Source organism: Micromonospora sp. WMMD737 (assembly GCF_049179055.1).
Lineage (GTDB): Bacteria > Actinomycetota > Actinomycetes > Mycobacteriales > Micromonosporaceae > Micromonospora > Micromonospora reichwaldensis.
Genome location: NZ_JBMHMH010000001.1, coordinates 1,085,480 through 1,102,367, shown reverse-complemented (window position 1 = coordinate 1,102,367; position 16,888 = coordinate 1,085,480). Strand labels below are relative to the sequence as shown.

Genomic DNA, 16,888 nt, shown 5'->3' with positions numbered 1-16,888 from the left:
CATAGATACATGACGCATCCCTCCCCGTCGGGCCGGACGGCCGCGCCCTCGGCTGCCGAACGCGCCTACCGGCACCTCAAGCGCGAGATCCTGGAGCAGATCCACCCGGGCGGCTCGCTGGTCAGCGAGGGGGAGATCGCCGAGGCCACCGGGGTCTCCCGCACCCCGGTCCGGGAGGCGCTGCTGCGTCTGGAGGCGGAGGGACTGGTCCGGCTCTATCCCAAGCGGGGTGCCCTGATCCGCCCGGTCTCCGCCCGCGAGATCACCGACGTGATCGAGGCGCGGCGGCTGGTCGAGCTGCACGCCGCCGAGCGGGTCTGGCCCCGGCGTGCCGCGCTGCGGGGCGACCTCGCCGCCCGGCTGGCCGAGATGCGGGACGCGCACGCCGCCGGTGACCTGGCCGCGCTGATGCAGGCCGACCGGGCGTTCCACGCCACCGTCGTGGACGCCGCCGGCAACGAGATCCTCGCCGAGCTGTACCAGCGGCTGCGCGACCGGCAGCTGCGGATGGGGGAGGCCAGCTTCCGGCTCTCGCCCGGCTGGGCCGAGACGGCGCTCACCGAGCACGCCGACCAGCTCGCCGCGCTCGACTCCGACGACCCCGGGCGCTGGCTCGCCGCCGTCGCCGCGCACATCGACAACGCGGCGACCGTGCTGCGGGCCCTGCGGTGAGGGTGCTGACCGCGCCGCCCGCCCCGTTCCGCTCGGCGGGTGGCCTCGTCTGGGGTGTGGCCGTGTCCGCGTACGTGGCCGCCGTGTTCCACCGCAGCTCGCTCGGCGTCACCGGGGTCGACGCGGCGCACCGCTTCGAGGTCAACGCCTCGGCGCTGGCCACCTTCTCCGTCGCCCAGCTCGCCGTGTACGCGGTGATGCAGGTGCCGGTCGGCGTGCTGCTCGACCGGTTCGGGTCCCGCCGGCTGCTCATCGCCGGCGGCGCGCTGATGGTCGCCGGCCAGCTCTGCTTCGCCGTGGCCACCGACGTGCCCCTGGCGATCGCCGCCCGCGTGCTGATCGGTCTCGGCGACGCCATGACGTTCATCAGCGTGCTGCGCATCGTGGCGCTGTGGTTCCCGGGGCGGCGCTACGCGATGATGACCCAGCTCACCGGCACGCTCGGCCAGCTCGGGGCGATCCTCGGCGCCGTGCCGCTGGTGGCCCTGCTGCACTCGGCGGGCTGGACGCCGGCCTTTCTCACCGCCGGGGCGGTCGGGGCGACCGTGCTGCTGATGGTCGTCGTCGCCGTCCGGGACACCCCGGGCGGGCCGGTCCCGTCGGGTGCGGCGCCCACCCTCACCGACGTCCGCCGGGAACTCGCCGCCGCGTGGGCCCAGCCGGGCACGCGGCTGGGGCTCTGGACGCACTTCGTCACCCAGTTCTCCGGCGCCGTGTTCGCCCTGCTCTGGGGGTACCCGTTCCTGGTGCAGGGGCAGGGGCTCAGCCCGACCACGGCGGCGTCGCTGCTCACCCTGATGACCGCGGCGATGCTGGTGACCGGGCCGGTGGTCGCGCACCTCTGCGCCCGGCACCCGTTCCACCGCTCGGTGCTGGTCTTCGCGATCACCGGCGCCACCGCCGTGGTCTGGGCCGTCGTGCTGGCCTGGCCGGGACGCGCGCCGGGCTGGCTGCTGGTCACGCTGGTGCTGGTGCTCGCGGTCAACGGCCCGGCCTCCCTCATCGGGTTCGACTACGCGCGCAGCTTCAACCCGGTCAACCGGATCGGCAGCGCCACCGGGGTCGTCAACGTCGGCGGCTTCGTCGCCTCGATCGTGCTGGTGCTGGCCGTCGGCGTGGTGCTCGACCTGGCCACCCCGGCCGGCCGGGCCAGCCCGGACCTGACCGCCTTCCGGTGGGCCTTCGCCGTGCAGTACGTCCTCTGGGCGCTCGGCGCGGTCCAGGTGCTGCGCTACCGCAACGCGGCCCGCCGCGAGCTCGCCGCGCGGGACCTCAGTGCCGCCGGCGGCCGTGGGTGAGGTCGTCCAGCACCAGCGTCAGGCCGGCCCCGAGCAGCCAGACGTCCTTCGCCAGGCCGATGCCCTGCTGGGTGGGCCGCAGGCTGCCCGCCTCGCGCATCCCCGGCGTCCGCAGGTAGAGCTGCACCAGGCCCGCGCCGAACGCCGCCAGCCCCAGACCGGCCAGCGCCGACGGTACGAACGGCGCGAGCAGTGCGACGCCCAGGGCGATCTCGGCCCGGGAGAGCAGCCGGGCGAACCGGTCCGGATCGAGCTTGCCGAGCTGCGGGACGGCGCCGACGGCCATCTTGTGCATGCCCTGCGCCGCCTCGCCCTCCAGCGACCGCTTGCCCATCCCCGAGTTGAGGACGAACGCGCCGATGCTGACCCGCAGCGGCAGATGGCTGATCCTCATGGCGCACTCCCGTCCGAGCGTCGAACCGTGCCCCCGCCTACCCCTCGCCGCCCGCGATAACCGCCCGACGGCCCCGGTCGTCCGCGACGATCGGGAGTAGGTTCGGCCCGAGGAACGTGATCGGGTGCCGCGTCAGGGCACCGACGGACGGCGGCGCGACGCGTCGGCGTGGAGCAGGAGGAAGCGTGAGCCAGGAGGTCAGGGGAGTCATCTCCCGCAGCAAGGGCGCGCCGGTCGAGGTGACCACGATCGTGCTGCCCGACCCGGGGCCGGGCGAGGCGATCGTACGGATCCAGTCCTGCGGGGTCTGCCACACCGACCTGCACTACCGGGAGGGCGGCATCAACGACGACTACCCGTTCCTGCTCGGCCACGAGGCCGCCGGCGTCGTCGAGCAGGTCGGGCAGGGCGTCGACGGCGTCGCGCCGGGCGACTTCGTGGTGCTCAACTGGCGGGCCGTCTGCGGGGTGTGCCGCGCCTGCCGCCGGGGCCGCCCGTGGTACTGCTTCGCCACCCACAACGCGGCGCAGAAGATGACCCTCACCGACGGCACCGAGCTCACGCCCGCGCTGGGCATCGGCGCCTTCGCGGAGAAGACCCTGGTCCACGCCGGGCAGTGCACCAAGGTCGACCCGGCGGCGCGGCCCGCCGCCGTCGGACTGCTCGGCTGCGGCGTGATGGCCGGTCTCGGTGCCGCCATGAACACCGGCGGGGTCACCCGGGGCGACTCGGTGGCCGTGATCGGCTGCGGCGGTGTCGGCGACGCGGCGGTGGCCGGCGCCGTGCTGGCCGGCGCGACGACGATCGTCGCGGTGGACACCGACCCCCGCAAGCTCGACTGGGCCCGCAAGTTCGGGGCCACGCACACCGTCAACGCCCGCGACGACGACCCGGTCGAGGCGATCCGCGCCGCCACCGGCGGCTTCGGCGCCGACGTCGTGATCGACGCGGTGGGCCGCCCCGAGACCTGGAAGCAGGCCTTCTACGCCCGCGACCTGGCCGGCACCGTCGTGCTGGTCGGCGTGCCGACCCCGGAGATGACCGTCGACCTGCCGCTGCTCGACGTGTTCGGCCGCGGCGGCGCGCTCAAGTCGAGCTGGTACGGCGACTGCCTGCCCAGCCGCGACTTCCCCATGCTCACCGAGCTCTACCTGCAGGGCCGGCTCGACCTGGACGCCTTCGTCACCGAGGAGATCGCCCTGGACCAGGTCGAGGAGGCGTTCGCCCGGATGCACCGGGGCGACGTGCTGCGCTCGGTGGTGGTCCTCTGATGGCGGCCCGCGTCGACCACGCCGTCACCTCCGGCACGTTCTCCCTCGACGGCCAGACCTTCGACGTCGACAACAACGTGTGGGTGCTCGGCGACGACGCCGAGTGCGTCGTCGTCGACGCCCCGCACGACGTCGACGCGATCCTGGCCGCCGTCGGCGACCGACGGGTCCGGGCGATCCTCGCCACCCACGCGCACGACGACCACGTCCGGGTGGCCCCGGCGCTGGCCCGGGCCACCGGCGCCCCGGTGCTGCTGCACCCCGCCGACCGGGTGCTGTGGGACATGGTGCACCCCGACGAGGCGCCGGGCGGGGAGCTGCGCGACGGGCAGACCGTCGAGGTGGCCGGGACCGCGCTGACCGTGCTGCACACGCCCGGCCACAGCCCCGGGGCGTGCAGCTTCCACGCGCCGCAGCTCGGCGTCGTGTTCACCGGCGACACGCTCTTCGCCGGCGGGCCGGGGGCGACGGGACGCTCGTACAGCGACTTCGGCACGATCGTCGCCTCGATCCGGGACCGGCTGCTCACCCTCCCGCCGGAGACGGTCGTGCACACCGGCCACGGGGAGAGCACCACCGTCGGCGCGGAGGCTCCCCACCTCGACGAATGGCTGGCCCGCGGGCACTGATCCCGTCCTGCCACCAGCGGTCCCGGCAGCCGCTCAGCGACTGTCCGGGGCCGCTCCGCGTACGGCGCCGCCGCGTCCGGTCACGCCGGCGCTCTCCCGGTCACCTTCGGGGTGCCGCCGTCGAGCGCGAGGTCACGCCGGGTGCCGCACGTACATCCGGACGGTCGTCCCGGCGGCGGTGGTGTGCACGCGGACCAGGTCGCACAGCGCCTGCACGATCACCAGCCCCCGGCCGCCGATGCCGGTCGCGGCCGGGGTCAGCCGCCCGGCCAGCGGGTCGGCCAGCCAGCCGTCGTCGCGGATCTCGCAGACCAGGTGCTCGGCGGTACGCCACACGCGCAGCACGCCGGTGCCGCCGGCGTGCGCGACGCTGTTCGTCGCCAGCTCGGTCACCGCGATCTGCAGATCGGCCAGCCGGTCCTCGTCCAGCCCCACGGCCGCGCCGTGCCCGGCCACGAACCGGCGCACCGCGGACAGCGTGTCGACCTCGTAGACCAGCGCCGAAACGGGCTCCGTCGGGCTCGCCAGGGGCTTGTTGTAGCGGGCGACCACGTCCGCCGGGGCGTACTGGGCGCTCGGCCGTCGCCCGGCGTCGTCGACGAGGATCGGGTGCGTGGCGTACGCGTCGGCGAGCACGTCGGCGTCGAGCCCGGCGATATCGTACGGGCAGAGGATGGTCGCCTCGCGGCCGGCGAATGCCATGTTGATCAGCGCCTCGTGCTGGGCGCACGCCGGATACTCCGTGTCGCTGCGCCCGGCCCAGATCGGCTCGCCGATGATCCGCGCGCGGCGGCCGGCGTGCTGGTCGATGAACGCCTGCAACACCCAGGGGATGATCCGTCCCGGGTTCCGGCCGGCCTCCGACATGTCCGCCCAGCGCACCGCGTCCGTGGGGCCGACGGCGGCGCGGACCAGCCGCAGGTTCGCGGCGGGCATCGCGACCAGGACCGGCTCCCCGGCGGCGAGACCGTCGGTGATGAACGGCACCGTGCCCGCGAGCAGACCCTCCCGATCGCGGTAGAAGAGCCCCTCGTGCACGAAGGCGCCCGCCGCCTGCGCGTGCCGCGCCCCGGTCACGCCGGCTGCCCCGAAATTGTGGCGGACCCGATCTCGCGCGGCCGCCGGTGGTGGCGGCACCACGCGACCATCCGGCGGGGCACCTGCTCGACCACCGCACCACCAGTCATCCGTCGCCTTCCGCTTCGGGCCCCACTGTAATCGGCGGTCCGGGTGCCGGCCCACCGGGTGAACGCCGCCGCCCATCCGGCCCGGCACGGGCCGGGCACCGCCCGCCCACGGCCGTGACCACGGGTCACGACCGCTCGTCCGGTGGCGACCTCCGGGTGCGCCTTCGAGAGTGGGACGACAGCCGCGACGCCTCGCCCTCCGGCACCGAAAACGGGGTGCGTCCCGGCCCGCTGGTGGGGGAGATTCGTCGCCGTGCGATCCACCACCGGACCGGCCGCCACGCCCACGGCGCCGGCACTCACCCCCGCCCAACGCGCCGCCCTCGCCCACGTACGGGAGGCGGCGCTGCGTGAGCGCCCCGCCGCCCTGGCCGCCATCGCCCGGGCGCTCGCCGGCTCGGGCGTCGCCCACGGGCCGGAGCACCTGATCGCGGCGGTCGGCGCGAACGGGCGGCTCACCCTGAACTTCCACCCGGACCGGCTGCTCGCCGACGGGCGTACGGTCGCCGACGCCCTCGCCGCCGAGGGCGTCTACCGCAGCCAGTTCGAAACCGGCATCTCCAACGGCGGCCTGTTCGCCTACCCGGGGGGCGAGCGGGACCGCTGGGAGGAGACGCTCTTCGGCGGCGCCTACCAGGCGGCCGGCGTACGCCCCGCCGACCGGCCCAAGTACGGCGGCCTCAACCTGCTCGACCATCCGGACGGCGCGTGCCCCCGGTTCGGCTCCTGCCACCTGCGGCTGCGTCCGCAGGTGCTGACGCGGGCCACGTTCTGCTTCGGCGACAGCCACCTGGGGCCCCGCGACCTGGGCACCGTGGACGTCTTCGAACCGGTGCTGGCGGCCCTGCTGGCCGCGACCGACGACACGGGGGTCAGCCTCGGCGTGCCGGGCGACGTGGTGACCCTGATCCGGGCGCTGCTGCGCCGACGCGAGGACGCCGCGTGGGCCCCCGGCGCGGCGGGTCGCGCGCTGGACGACTACATCGAGGCGCAGGTCCACGGCGAGCTCAGCCTCGCCCGGGACGTGGAGGCGATGGTCGTCGACCCGTCGTTCCGGGGCACCGCAGCCGGGGCGACGCTCGCCGCGCTCGCCCGGCGGCACGGCTTCGCCCTGCACTGGCACGCCGGGTTCGCGCTGCCCGTCGACCGGATCGACGCGGAGTTCCGGGGGCCGGCCATCCCGCCGCTGGCCGCCCGGGTGCACGCCGAGTTCGCCCGGCCGGGCGAACTGGTCGACGCCGCCCTGATCGGCCGCGCGGCGGCCTCGCTGGTCACGGAGCCGGCCCGCTGGGCCGACCGTGGGCCGACGGAGGTCACCCGCCAACACCTCAAGCAGCTCTGGCACGTCCTCGTGCGCTTCGGCGCCCCCCGCGCCGCCTAGGACGGCCGGCCCCCAGATCCTGCGGGCCCGTTGCCGGGGCGCGGACGGGCCGGTCGGCCAGCCGCACGTCGGCGCCTGCCGTCGGGTGAGCCGCCGCCTCGATCGGGTGATCGTCCCCGGCCGTCCGGTTGCGCCGCCAGCCTCCGGGACATCACCGTCCGTGCCTGCCCGTCACGAGTGTCGAGTGACCCGGGTCGCAGCCGACCGGCACCCGCTCATATCCGGAATGACCGACAGGACGGGCTGGTTGTGTCCCCCGTACCGCCGGAACCGAAACCCCGTCCGGCGCGGAAGTTTCCCCGAAGGAGTGCTCATCCAGGGAGCGCTTCGCCTGACCGAAAGGGCAACCATCGTGAAGTACGACTTCACTCGATGGCTCCCGGCCATCGCGAAGGACTCGAAGGACTCGAACCGCAGGATTGCGCTGAGCGTGGTGGGTGTCGCCGCCCTCGGCGGCCTGGCCCTCGGGCCGACGGCCGTGGCCGCCCCGGTCACCACCGCGCCCCACGAGGGCGCCGTGGCGGCGATCGAGCAGGCCACCGGCAAGGGCAGGCCGGGCGCGGCCGACGAGTCGGCCCTGACCACGGGCGGTACCACCACCAAGCCGTCCGCCGACAAGCCCAGCCGCGAGGAGCTGGTCCCGCACGGCGTGCAGGGCGCCCAGTCGCGCATCCCGCTCGACGACGCGCAGCTCGCCAACGCCAAGGCCATCATCGAGGAGGCCAAGGAGACCGGCGTGGGGGAGCGGGGCGCCGTCATCGGGATCGCCACCTCGCTGCAGGAGTCGAAGCTCTACAACCTCGGCCACCTGGGCGCGTACAACGACCACGACTCGCAGGGCCTGTTCCAGCAGCGCCCGTCGTCGGGTTGGGGCTCGCCCGACCAGATCACCGACCCCGAGTACGCCTCGCAGGCGTTCTTCAGCGCGCTCAAGAACGTGGGCGGCTGGCAGGACCTGCCGCTGACCTCCGCCGCGCAGACGGTGCAGGTCTCGGCCTACCCCTTCGCGTACGCGCAGTGGGAGGAGCAGGCGGCGGACATCGTCTCCCAGCTCTGGTGACACCCGCGTGACACCGGCCGGCCCTCGCCTCGGGGGCCGGCCGGTCGCGTCCACGCCGACAACGTCCCGTATCCGGGCCGCTGTCCGGTCGCAGGCGGCGCGGCGTCTCGTCGTGGTGGACCAGCTGTCGCGCTGCCCCGTTCACGGGACCACCTCCCAGCCCGCGCTCGCGCCGCCGTCGGGGGTCACCGGTGGAACACCACGGGTGTCACCGGCGGCGGGAGGCACCCATGGTGTTCCACCGGTGACCGTCGCGGGCGTCCCTGCTCTCGAATACGTCCGCTGCGCCCCCCAGCCGGCCACTCGCCGATCTTGGAAGGAACGGGCCCCGCCAGGGTCCCGCATCTGCCAAGGTCGCCCACATCGCTGCGCAGTGTCCGACTCGCCGGAGAGCCGCCGATGAGGCGTTCACGGGGCGTCCGGTTCAAGCCCCGGCGCTCGGATGGGGCTCCGTTGCCGGGTGCGTGCCCGTCGGCACGTTCGCTGCGGCCCCGGTCTGTGGTCGTCGGGGTCGCCCGGTGCTGTGATGTCCGTTGTGTGGGTGTGACCGGGGGCATCGTGGGGGCGGAATCGTGGCCGGGCCGGGTTCGTTACACCCTGCGTACGACCGAGCAAGACACCCCGCCGAGGTCACGCCGCCCCGACAGATGGCGGGCCCGGGGCCCCCGGAATGATGGCGGGCCGGCGGTGGTTACACATGGTCCGGCCGACGCGAGGGCGTCCCCCGCCCCGCACGACAGCCCGGCCCTCTTGCCGGCCCGCACGGGTCAGGCATCCGGCCGGCACGGCCGATCTTCCTCTGATCTTTGCTCCGGCTGATCTCGTCGGAGATCCTCTCCAGGTTTCTCTGGAGATCCTCTCCGGTTTCGCTGGAGACCCCGCTTGAGTTCGCATGAGTTCCCGTGAGTTCGCTTGAGCGCCGGACGGTGCTTGCACCCGCGTGAGCCGATCCCCCTTCGGTGTGTGGGTGCCAACCCCCGAATGGAGCGTTTCTGATGAACACGATCATGCGTAAGAGCGTTCTCGGTGTTGCTGGTCTCGCGTTCGCCGGTGGCGTGTTCGCCGGTCCCGCGACCGCGCACGCGGCCCCGTCGGTGCAGTCGACCCCGGTCGCAGTGACGGTGCAGGCCGACAAGCCGTCGGTCGACAAGGCCAAGCTGATCCCGCACGGCGTGCAGGGCGCGCAGTCGCACGTCGACCTGTCCGACGAGCAGGTGGCGAACGTGAAGGCGATCATCGCGGCGACGAAGAAGGCCGGCATGGACGAGCGCGCCGCGGTGGTGTCGATCGCGACCGCGTTGCAGGAGTCGAAGCTGGAGAACCTGGGTCACCTGGGTGACCGCAACGACCACGACTCGCAGGGCCTGTTCCAGCAGCGCCCGTCGTCGGGTTGGGGGACGGTGGAGCAGATCACCGATCCGGAGTACTCGACGACGGCGTTCCTGAAGGGTCTGAAGCAGGTCGACGGGTGGCAGGACATGCCCCTGACCAAGGCCGCGCAGACGGTGCAGGTGTCGGCGTACCCGGACCACTACGCCCAGTGGGAGCAGATGGCCGCTGACCTGGTGGCCGCGCACTGGAACAGCTGACAGCAGTAGTCGATCGTCTGGCCGGCACCCCACCCGGGGTGCCGGCCAGACGCATGTCGGGCCACGATGACGGGTGGCAGAGCAAAGCGGAGCGACCTGGCGTCCCACCGGCGGGTGCTGGCCGGGGACGTCGGCCGTCGTGGCAGCTGTCCCAGGCATGGCCCGACGCCCGGCTGGAACTGCTGGAGACCGTCGTCACCGGCGGTGGCCGAAGGCGACGTCGACCAGGGCCGCGACCAGCGCGAGTGCGATCACCCCGGCGGCCAGCAGCAGCGAGTGCCGGAACGCGAGTGAGAAGTCCCCACCGCTGGCTCCCAGCGAGGAGAAGAAGACCGAGCCTACGGCGGCGATCCCGGCGGCGGAACCGATCCGCTGGCCGGTCTGGAGCATGCCGGCCCCGCTGCCCGCCTGCCGCACCGGCACCTGGGACAGGGTCAGCGTCTGGTTCGGCGCGATCACCAGACCGCTGCCCAGCCCGGCCACCAGCAGGGGGGTCGCCGTCAGCCACGGCACGGCGGCGCCCTTCGGGGCCAGGTTCAGCACGACGACCACCGCGACGAGTCCCACCACCACGGTGAGCAGCCCGACCGCGACCAGGGGACGCCCGAAGCGGTCGACGATCCGGCCGCCGAGCGCGGACGCCGCGGCCGAGCCCAGCGCGAACGGGGTGATGGCCAGGCCGGCGACCAGCGCGCTGTAGCCGAGGCCGTTCTGCAGGTAGAGCGTGAAGATGAAGAAGATCGCCGTGAACCCGCCGAAGTAGACCAGCGCGATGAGCGAGCCCAGGGCGTACGACCGGAAGCCGAACAGCCCCAGGTCGAACAGCGGTTCCTGGCGGCGGCCGTACCACCGTTCCCACGCCCCGAAGCCGGCCAGGGCGAGCAGCCCCGCCGGAACGAGCAGCCACTTCGCCGGGCTCCGCCATTCCTGCTGCACCAGCGGCAACAGCACGGCCAGCACCCCCAAGCCGAGCAGCAGCACCCCGACGGGGTCCAGCCGTCGGTGGTCGCGTGGGCCGGCGGGTCGGCCGGGGAGCAGCCGCCAGCCGAGGACCACCGCGAGTACGCCGACCGGCACGTTGACGAAGAACACCCACCGCCAGCCGTGCGCCTCGCCACCGACGGCTATCAGCAGGCCGCCGAGCAGCGGGCCGACGGCCGTGGAGATGCCGATGGTGGCGCCGAGCAGCCCGAACGGGCGACCCCGCTCCGGCCCCTGGAAGAGCTCCTGGATCAGCCCGGTGACCTGCGGGTTCACCACCCCGGCGGCGGCGCCCTGGATCAGCCGGGCCGCGATCAGCCACCCGGGCGAGGTGGCCAGCCCGGCCAGTGCGCTGGCCAGGGTGAACAGGGCGATCCCGAAGACGAACGCGCTTCGCCGGCCGCGTGCGTCGCCGAAGCGGCCGGCGGAGACCAGCACCAGTCCGAACGTCAGGGCGTACCCGGAGAGCACCCACTGCAGGTCGCTGGGGGAGGCCCCGAGGGCGCGGTCGATGGACGGGACGGCGACGTTGACGATGCTCACGTCGAGCAGCGTCATGAAGGCGGCGACCAACCCGACCCCGAGGGCCTGCCAGCGGCGCCGGTCGTCCGGCGGCGCGCTCTTGTCGGTCGGGCTCATCGTGCCTCCCGTGGACCGGTCGTCGGGCAACGTCGAGCGCTACCCCGGTCCCCGGGAGGCGAACCATCGCGAGGCGCTCGGCGGCTCACGCCATCTGGCGGGCGCAGAACCGGGGACCGAAGTCCAGCCCGGCCATCGGCGAGTCCTCCCGGTGCAACAGATTCTTCTCGGTGAGCTGGTGCAGCGGCGCCCGCAACTGCTCCTCGGTGAGACCGGCCTCCTCGGCGATCAGGTCCGGGTACGGCACCTGCCCCCGGGCCTCCAGCGCGGCGACCGCGTCGTACACCCGCTCCTCGACATCCGACAGCTGCACCTGCCGCATGGCCTTTCCTCCTTCGCCTGTCCCGCCCCTGCGCGGGCGGTTACGCCGCGCGGTTACCCGGTGCACGGGCGAAGATGCCCACCCGATCGGGCGGTGCCCGTGGCCGCGCCCTGGCCGAAGGCGCCCGGGCAGGCGCTGGCCAGGCTGCACGTGCTCGCCGCGCCGTCGGCGCCACGGGCCGCGGCTTGCCCTAGGCTGCACCAGTGATCGTCTGGGATCTCGCCGTCGTCGGCGCCGGCCCCGCCGGGCTCTCCGCCGCCCACGCCGCCGCCCGAGCGGGCGTGCGCACACTGGTGGTGGAGCGCGCCGCGCACCCGCGCTACAAGACCTGCGGGGGCGGGCTGATCGGCACCTCGCTCGCGGCGGTGGCCGACCGGATCGAGGTGCCCGCGCACGACCGGGTCGACCGGGTGACGTTCACCCGGGACGGGGGTCGCCGGTTCACCCGCCGCCATCCCGGCGGTCCACTGGTGAGCATGTGCGCCGGGAGGAGTTCGACGACCGGCTGCGGGCCGCCGCGGTCGCCGCCGGTGCCGAGGTGCGCGAGCGCGTGGCGGTCCGCGCGGTCGAGCAGGACCCCGACGTCGTACGCCTGAGGCTGGCCGACGGGGACACGGTCCACGCGCGGGCGGTGGTCGGGGCGGACGGCTCCTCGGGGGTGACCGCCCGGCACGTGGGGGTCCGCCACCGGCAGGTGGACCTGGGGCTGGAGCTGGAGCTGCCCGTGCCGCCGGAGGAGCAGGCCCGCTGGCGGGGCCGCCTCCTGCTGGACTGGGGTCCGCTGCCCGGCTCGTACGCCTGGGTCTTCCCGAAGGGCGACCGGCTGACGGTCGGGGTGATCGCCGCCCGGGGCGAGGGGGAGCGGACCAGGGCCTACCTGCGCGGCTTCGTGGACCGGCTGGGCCTGTCCGGGGTGGAGCCGGCGCACGACTCCGGCCACCTGACCCGCTGCCGGGCCGAGGACTCGCCGCTGCGTCGGGGCCGGGTGCTGGTCGCGGGCGACGCTGCGGGGCTGCTGGAGCCGTGGAGCCGGGAGGGGATCAGCTACGCGCTGCGTTCCGGCGAACTGGCCGGCGCGGCGGTCGCCGCCGGTGACCTGGCGGGTTACGACCGCGCGGTCACCCGGGACCTGGTGCCGTCGATGCGCGCCGGACACCGGCTGCTCGACGTGTTCGCCCGGCGGCCGGGGGTCTTCCACGCGTTGCTGGCCACGCCGCCGGGCTGGCGGATGTTCGTGCGGTTCTGCCAGGGCCGGGCGAGCTTCGACGAGACGCTGCGTCGCGCCCCGGTCCGGGCGGCGCTGGCGCTACTGGACCGGCCACAGGCCGGCTGAACCCGGCCACGGCCCACACGTCCTGGCCGCACCTTCTGAAACCGGCCACGGAGGCGCACGTCCTGGCTGCTGCGCCGGCACGGGTACGGGCCTCCTCCGGTGCCGCACCGGTCGGCACACCGGGCGGCCGTCGGCACGGTCGGCACGCCGCCCGGCGTGCCGACCGTGCCACGCGCCATATGGCACACCGGCCCTGCCTTTCGCCCAGGATCCTAGGATGCCTTAGCGGTGGTGTCCGTCGTCACCACCGCACACAATGATGACGTCGAAGGAGAGAAGTCAGGGCAGGAGACCGCTCCGGACCGTCGTTCACCGACGAGCGGGAGCGCCCGCGCTGCTAACCTGGCCGTCATGGCACGAGGTATCTGGTCGCAGAAGGTCCGCTCCGCCCGCTGACGGCGGCGCCTGCTCTCTGCTGAATCCGCGCTCGCCGTCCCGGTTCCCGCCGGGCGGCCGTTTGCTGCTGCCCGGCTCCACCACGAGCTGCGGAGCACCCTCTTGAACCTCACCCCGACCCCCGAAACCCTGTCCCCGCCCGTCACGGCGGGCGGCGCCGCGCACGTCCGCGCCAACGGCGTCGCCGTCGTCCGCGGCTCCCGACGGGTCCTCCACGACGTGTCGGTGACTGTCTCCGCCCGGTCCCGGATCGCCGTCGTCGGCGAGAACGGCCGTGGCAAGACGACGCTGCTGCACGTTCTCGCCGGCCTCATCCCGCCCGACGAGGGCACCGTGCACCGGGCGGGCACGATCGGCCTGGCCCGGCAGGAGCTGTCCGCGCGTGACGGTGAGACCGTCGGCACCCTGACGTCCGAGGCGCTGGCCGCGTCGTTGGCGGCCCTCGCCGCGCTGGACGAGGCGTCGCTCGCCGTGGCCGCGGGCGATCCCGGCGCCGAGGACCGCTACGCCGTCGCGCTGGAGGCCGCCACCGGGCTCGACGCGTGGGACGCCGAGCGCCGCGTCGATGTCGCCCTGGAGGCCCTGGGCGCGTGCACGGACCGCGACCGGGCGTTGTCGGAGCTCTCCGTCGGGCAGCGCTACCGGGTACGGCTGGCGTGCCTGCTCGGCGCGCGGCACGACGTGCTGCTGCTCGACGAGCCGACCAACCACCTCGACGCCAACGGGCTGGACTTCCTGACCCGCAGGCTGCGCGAGCACGACGGCGGCCTCGCCGTCGTCAGCCACGATCGGGCGCTGCTGCGCGACGTCGCGGACCGGTTCCTCGATCTCGACCCGACGCGCGACGGGACGCCGCGCCTGTACGCCGGCGGCTACGACGCCTGGCAGGACGCCCGGCGCCGCGAACGTGAGTCCTGGGAGCAGGACCACGAGGAGCAGCAGGCCGAGCACCAGCGGCTGCAGAACGCGGTGTCCAGGGCCCGTGACCGGCTCTCCACGGGTTGGCGGCCGGACAAGGGGACCGGTAAGCACCAGCGCCAGTCCCGCGCGCCGGGCGTCGTGCAGGCGCTGCACCGCCAGCAGGATGCCCTCCAGGCGCACCGGATCGACGTGCCGGAGCCGCCGCCGACCCTGCGGTGGCCCGACCTGAGCGTCCGGCGGGGTGCGCCACAGTTGCGGGCGTACGGCCTCGCCGTTGACGGGCGCCTGGCCGGTCCGGTCGACCTCACCCTCGACGGCGGCGACCGGCTGCTGGTCACCGGGGCGAACGGTGCCGGGAAGTCCACGCTGCTCGCGGTGCTGGCCGGCGTGCTCCGGCCCACGGGCGGCCGCGTCTGGAGGGCGAGGGAGGCACGGCTCGCCCTGATCGACCAGGAGACCGCCGCGCACGATCCCGGCCTCGCCGCCCGCGAGGTCCACGCCCGCCACGTGGGGCGGCTGGTGGCCCGCGGGGCGCTCCGCGACGCCGAGGCCGTCCCGCTCGGGGCGCTCGGGCTGCTGGACTCCGATGCGATGCGCACTCCGGTCGGGCGGATGTCGCAGGGGCAGCAGCGGCGCCTCGACCTGGCGTTGGCGCTGGCCGGGCGGCCCGGGCTGATCCTGCTCGACGAGCCGACAAACCACCTGTCGTCGGCGCTCGTCGACGAGTTGACCGGGGCGATCCGTGACACGAGCGCCGCCGTCGTGGTCGCCACGCACGACCGGCAGCTGCTGCGGGACCTCGCCGACTGGCCGCGCCTGGAGATCGCCGGTCGGGTCACCGGCCGCGAACGACGCTGACCCGGCTCCCGGTGCCACGTCGCGCACGTGGCACCGGGCCGGTCGTGCCGCCGGACGGGCCGCAGGCGATCAGCCCACGGCCCGTCCGGTGGTGCGGGGATCAGAAGACGGGCACGCCCTCGCGCACCAGCCGCCAGTTCGGCTGGTAGAAGTCCGCCGGGTCGATGGTGCCCTTGGCCTGCGCCCAGTCGATCAGCAGCTGCCGGATCTCCTGCTGCTCGTTGTAGACCTGGGTCTTCACGATGCCGGGGAAGTTGCCGCCGCCGCTGCGCCGGTAGTTGTTGACCGCCACCACGAACTGCGCGTTGTCCGCCACCGGCGTGTCGGTGCCGGGCAGCACCAGGCGGGTGACGCGCTGCCCCACCGGCCTGGAGATGTCGATGTCGTAGTCCAGGCCGGAGAAGACGTCGTAGTTGTAGTCCGGCACGGCCGGGTCGCTGATCGTCGCCGGGTCGACCGGGGCGCCGGGGGCGAGGGTCCGGAAGTACTTCGCCGAGTACTCCAGGTAGGCGCGCACCTCGGCGCCGCTGAGCACGACCGCCTCGAGGGTGTTGTCGAAGACGTACAGCCCGGCCACGTCGCGGATCTTCACGTCGCCGGCGGGGAAGACCGCGGTGCGGCTGAACGGTGCCGCGATCGACAGCACCGGCAGGTCCGCGTACGCCGTGCCGGCCAGCGCCTGACCGACGACCTCGGTCTGCACGTGGTTGATGAAGTCCAGGATGGGGGTGTCCCGGTAGCGGCTCTCCGCCGCCGACAGCTCCACGGTGGAGCGGGCCACGACCTGGTTGACGTACGCGACGGTCTTCTGGTGCTGCGCCCGTACGGCGGCGAGGACCTTCGGGTCCTCGACCACGGTGTTGGTGTTCAGCAGGGCGGCGGCCTTCTTGGTGATCTTCCAGCGGCCCCGCTCGCGGGTCAGGGTGAAGTCCATCCGGCTCAGCCGCTGGCCCCACTTCGACGGCTCGGTGAGCAGCACCTGCTCGCCGGTCTGCTCGTTGGCCACGAACTTCTCGGCGACCTCGGCGTGGGCGTGGCCGAACAGGATCGCGTCGATGCCGGGGACCTGCTGGGCGATCAGCGCCGTCGGGTTCTCGATCGGCAGCTCCGGGCCGTAGCTGGAGGTGCCGCTGTCGCCGCCGTGGGCGGAGATCAGCACGATGTCGGCGCCGCGCGCCCGCATGATCGGCACGTACTTCGCGGCGGTGGCGATCATGTCGTCGAACCGCAGCTTGCCCTCGACGTTGGCCCGGTCCCAGATCGCGCTGCCCGGGTTGGTCAGGCCGAGGATGCCGACGCGCAGCGGCGGTGCGGCGAAGCCGACGGAGACCTTCTTGATGACGTACGGCAGGAAGGCCGGCTTGCCGGTGGCGACGTTGACGGCGTTGGCGGCCAGCGCCGGGAAGCCCAGCTGCGAGATCCACTTCGCCAGCAGCGGCAGGCCGTAGTTGAACTCGTGGTTGCCCAGCGTCACGGCGTCGTAGCCGAGCACGTTCATGGCGTTGGCCATCGGGTGCGTCGCACCGGTGGTGGTGATCGGCTCCTGCTTGGCGTAGAAGGTGGCCAGCGGGGTGCCCTGGATGGTGTCGCCGGCGTCGAGCACCAGCGTCGCCTTGCTGCGCCGCTCGGCGCGGATCTGCGTGACCAGAGCGGCCAGCTTGGCGACGCCCACGTCGTTGTGCTTGCTGTCGTCGTATTCGGCGTCGGAGTAGTAGTCCCAGTTGTAGACGTTGCCGTGGGTGTCCGAGGTGCCGAGGATCGTCAGGTCCCAGGTCCGCGACCGGGCCGGACCGGCCGCCTGGGCGGGGGTGGCGGCGATCAGCGGGACGCTCGCCGCCGCGGCCGCGGCGGCGAGCACCGTCCGACGCGACGGGCCGGAGGGAGAGGTCATGAGGTGCCCTTCCATGGGGGTTCGGGACGCCCGGTGAGCGCCGAGCGCACCATAAACGAGCGGCGG

General features: G+C 74.0%; 13 protein-coding genes and 1 pseudogene. 9 read left to right on the top strand and 5 right to left on the bottom strand.

Annotation, left to right across the window (positions count from 1 at the left end; genetic code table 11):
* Positions 1-9: 9 nt before the first annotated feature.
* On the top strand, positions 10-672 hold the full coding sequence (locus ACN27A_RS04205; protein ID WP_421449929.1) for a GntR family transcriptional regulator: 663 nt from the start codon (positions 10-12) through the stop codon (positions 670-672).
* Positions 669-1,970 carry an MFS transporter gene (locus ACN27A_RS04200; protein WP_421449927.1) on the top strand — a complete coding sequence of 434 codons (1,302 nt, stop codon included), beginning with the start codon at positions 669-671 and terminating at the stop codon, positions 1,968-1,970. Before ACN27A_RS04205 ends, ACN27A_RS04200 begins: the two co-directional genes overlap by 4 nt.
* Here the strand turns inward: ACN27A_RS04200 and ACN27A_RS04195 are convergent.
* Positions 1,945-2,364 (bottom strand): hypothetical protein, encoded by a 420-nt coding sequence (locus ACN27A_RS04195; protein WP_421449925.1) that lies wholly within the window; start codon positions 2,362-2,364, stop codon positions 1,945-1,947. The genes ACN27A_RS04200 and ACN27A_RS04195 overlap by 26 nt on opposite strands.
* A 185-nt stretch (positions 2,365-2,549) precedes the next feature.
* Between ACN27A_RS04195 and ACN27A_RS04190 the strand changes: the two genes are divergently transcribed.
* Both ACN27A_RS04190 and ACN27A_RS04185 read left to right on the top strand, forming a co-directional pair.
* A complete protein-coding gene (locus tag ACN27A_RS04190; RefSeq protein ID WP_327028391.1) occupies positions 2,550-3,635 on the top strand; it encodes an S-(hydroxymethyl)mycothiol dehydrogenase in 1,086 nt (361 codons plus the stop codon).
* Positions 3,635-4,264, top strand: a complete 630-nt coding sequence (locus ACN27A_RS04185) for an MBL fold metallo-hydrolase (protein WP_393170760.1) — start codon at positions 3,635-3,637, stop codon at positions 4,262-4,264. The genes ACN27A_RS04190 and ACN27A_RS04185 overlap by 1 nt, the downstream gene beginning before the upstream one ends.
* A 132-nt stretch (positions 4,265-4,396) precedes the next feature.
* Here the strand turns inward: ACN27A_RS04185 and ACN27A_RS04180 are convergent, their stop codons facing one another.
* The gene (locus tag ACN27A_RS04180; protein ID WP_421449923.1) at positions 4,397-5,341 is read right to left on the bottom strand and encodes an anti-sigma factor RsbA family regulatory protein; all 945 of its coding nucleotides are present in this window, start codon (positions 5,339-5,341) and stop codon (positions 4,397-4,399) included.
* Positions 5,342-5,704: 363 nt separating this feature from the next.
* On the opposite strand from ACN27A_RS04180, the gene ACN27A_RS04175 reads away from it, so the two are divergent.
* The 3 genes from ACN27A_RS04175 (at position 5,705) to ACN27A_RS04165 (ending at position 9,481) form a co-directional block, all read left to right on the top strand.
* Positions 5,705-6,832 (top strand): DUF3626 domain-containing protein, encoded by a 1,128-nt coding sequence (locus ACN27A_RS04175; RefSeq protein WP_421449921.1) that lies wholly within the window; start codon positions 5,705-5,707, stop codon positions 6,830-6,832.
* A gap of 352 nt (positions 6,833-7,184) precedes the next feature.
* Complete coding sequence (locus ACN27A_RS04170; RefSeq protein WP_421449919.1) at positions 7,185-7,892, top strand: hypothetical protein; 708 nt, start codon at positions 7,185-7,187, stop codon at positions 7,890-7,892.
* Between the two features lie 995 nt (positions 7,893-8,887).
* The gene (locus ACN27A_RS04165) at positions 8,888-9,481 is read left to right on the top strand and encodes a hypothetical protein (protein ID WP_421449917.1); all 594 of its coding nucleotides are present in this window, start codon (positions 8,888-8,890) and stop codon (positions 9,479-9,481) included.
* A gap of 195 nt (positions 9,482-9,676) precedes the next feature.
* On the opposite strand, the gene ACN27A_RS04160 is transcribed toward ACN27A_RS04165, so the two are convergent.
* Together ACN27A_RS04160 and ACN27A_RS04155 are read right to left on the bottom strand one after the other, a co-directional pair.
* Positions 9,677-11,101 (bottom strand): MFS transporter, encoded by a 1,425-nt coding sequence (locus tag ACN27A_RS04160; protein WP_421449915.1) that lies wholly within the window; start codon positions 11,099-11,101, stop codon positions 9,677-9,679.
* Between the two features lie 85 nt (positions 11,102-11,186).
* Positions 11,187-11,423: a hypothetical protein gene (locus ACN27A_RS04155; RefSeq protein WP_132239717.1), complete on the bottom strand. Its 237-nt coding sequence runs from the start codon at positions 11,421-11,423 to the stop codon at positions 11,187-11,189.
* A 203-nt stretch (positions 11,424-11,626) separates the two neighbouring features.
* Between ACN27A_RS04155 and ACN27A_RS04150 the strand changes: the two are divergent.
* Both ACN27A_RS04150 and ACN27A_RS04145 read left to right on the top strand, forming a co-directional pair.
* Positions 11,627-12,756, top strand: a pseudogene (locus tag ACN27A_RS04150) (geranylgeranyl reductase family protein).
* 498 nt (positions 12,757-13,254) lie between these two features.
* Positions 13,255-14,931, top strand: coding sequence for an ABC-F family ATP-binding cassette domain-containing protein (locus tag ACN27A_RS04145; RefSeq protein WP_421449914.1), 1,677 nt, complete (start codon positions 13,255-13,257; stop codon positions 14,929-14,931).
* A 100-nt stretch (positions 14,932-15,031) separates the two neighbouring features.
* On the opposite strand, the gene ACN27A_RS04140 is transcribed toward ACN27A_RS04145, so the two are convergent.
* Positions 15,032-16,822 (bottom strand): bifunctional metallophosphatase/5'-nucleotidase, encoded by a 1,791-nt coding sequence (locus tag ACN27A_RS04140; protein ID WP_421449912.1) that lies wholly within the window; start codon positions 16,820-16,822, stop codon positions 15,032-15,034.
* Positions 16,823-16,888 lie beyond the last annotated feature (66 nt).

What these genes read in the sequence shown, in the direction of transcription:
- ACN27A_RS04160 (WP_421449915.1), bottom strand. Translation starts at nt 11,101, where the DNA reads ATGAGCCCGACCGACAAGAGCGCGCCGCCGGACGACCGGCGCCGCTGG.
- ACN27A_RS04155 (WP_132239717.1), bottom strand. Translation starts at nt 11,423, where the DNA reads ATGCGGCAGGTGCAGCTGTCGGATGTCGAGGAGCGGGTGTACGACGCG.
- ACN27A_RS04185 (WP_393170760.1), top strand. Translation starts at nt 3,635, where the DNA reads ATGGCGGCCCGCGTCGACCACGCCGTCACCTCCGGCACGTTCTCCCTC.
- ACN27A_RS04195 (WP_421449925.1), bottom strand. Translation starts at nt 2,364, where the DNA reads ATGAGGATCAGCCATCTGCCGCTGCGGGTCAGCATCGGCGCGTTCGTC.
- ACN27A_RS04205 (WP_421449929.1), top strand. Translation starts at nt 10, where the DNA reads ATGACGCATCCCTCCCCGTCGGGCCGGACGGCCGCGCCCTCGGCTGCC.
- ACN27A_RS04140 (WP_421449912.1), bottom strand. Translation starts at nt 16,822, where the DNA reads ATGACCTCTCCCTCCGGCCCGTCGCGTCGGACGGTGCTCGCCGCCGCG.
- ACN27A_RS04165 (WP_421449917.1), top strand. Translation starts at nt 8,888, where the DNA reads ATGAACACGATCATGCGTAAGAGCGTTCTCGGTGTTGCTGGTCTCGCG.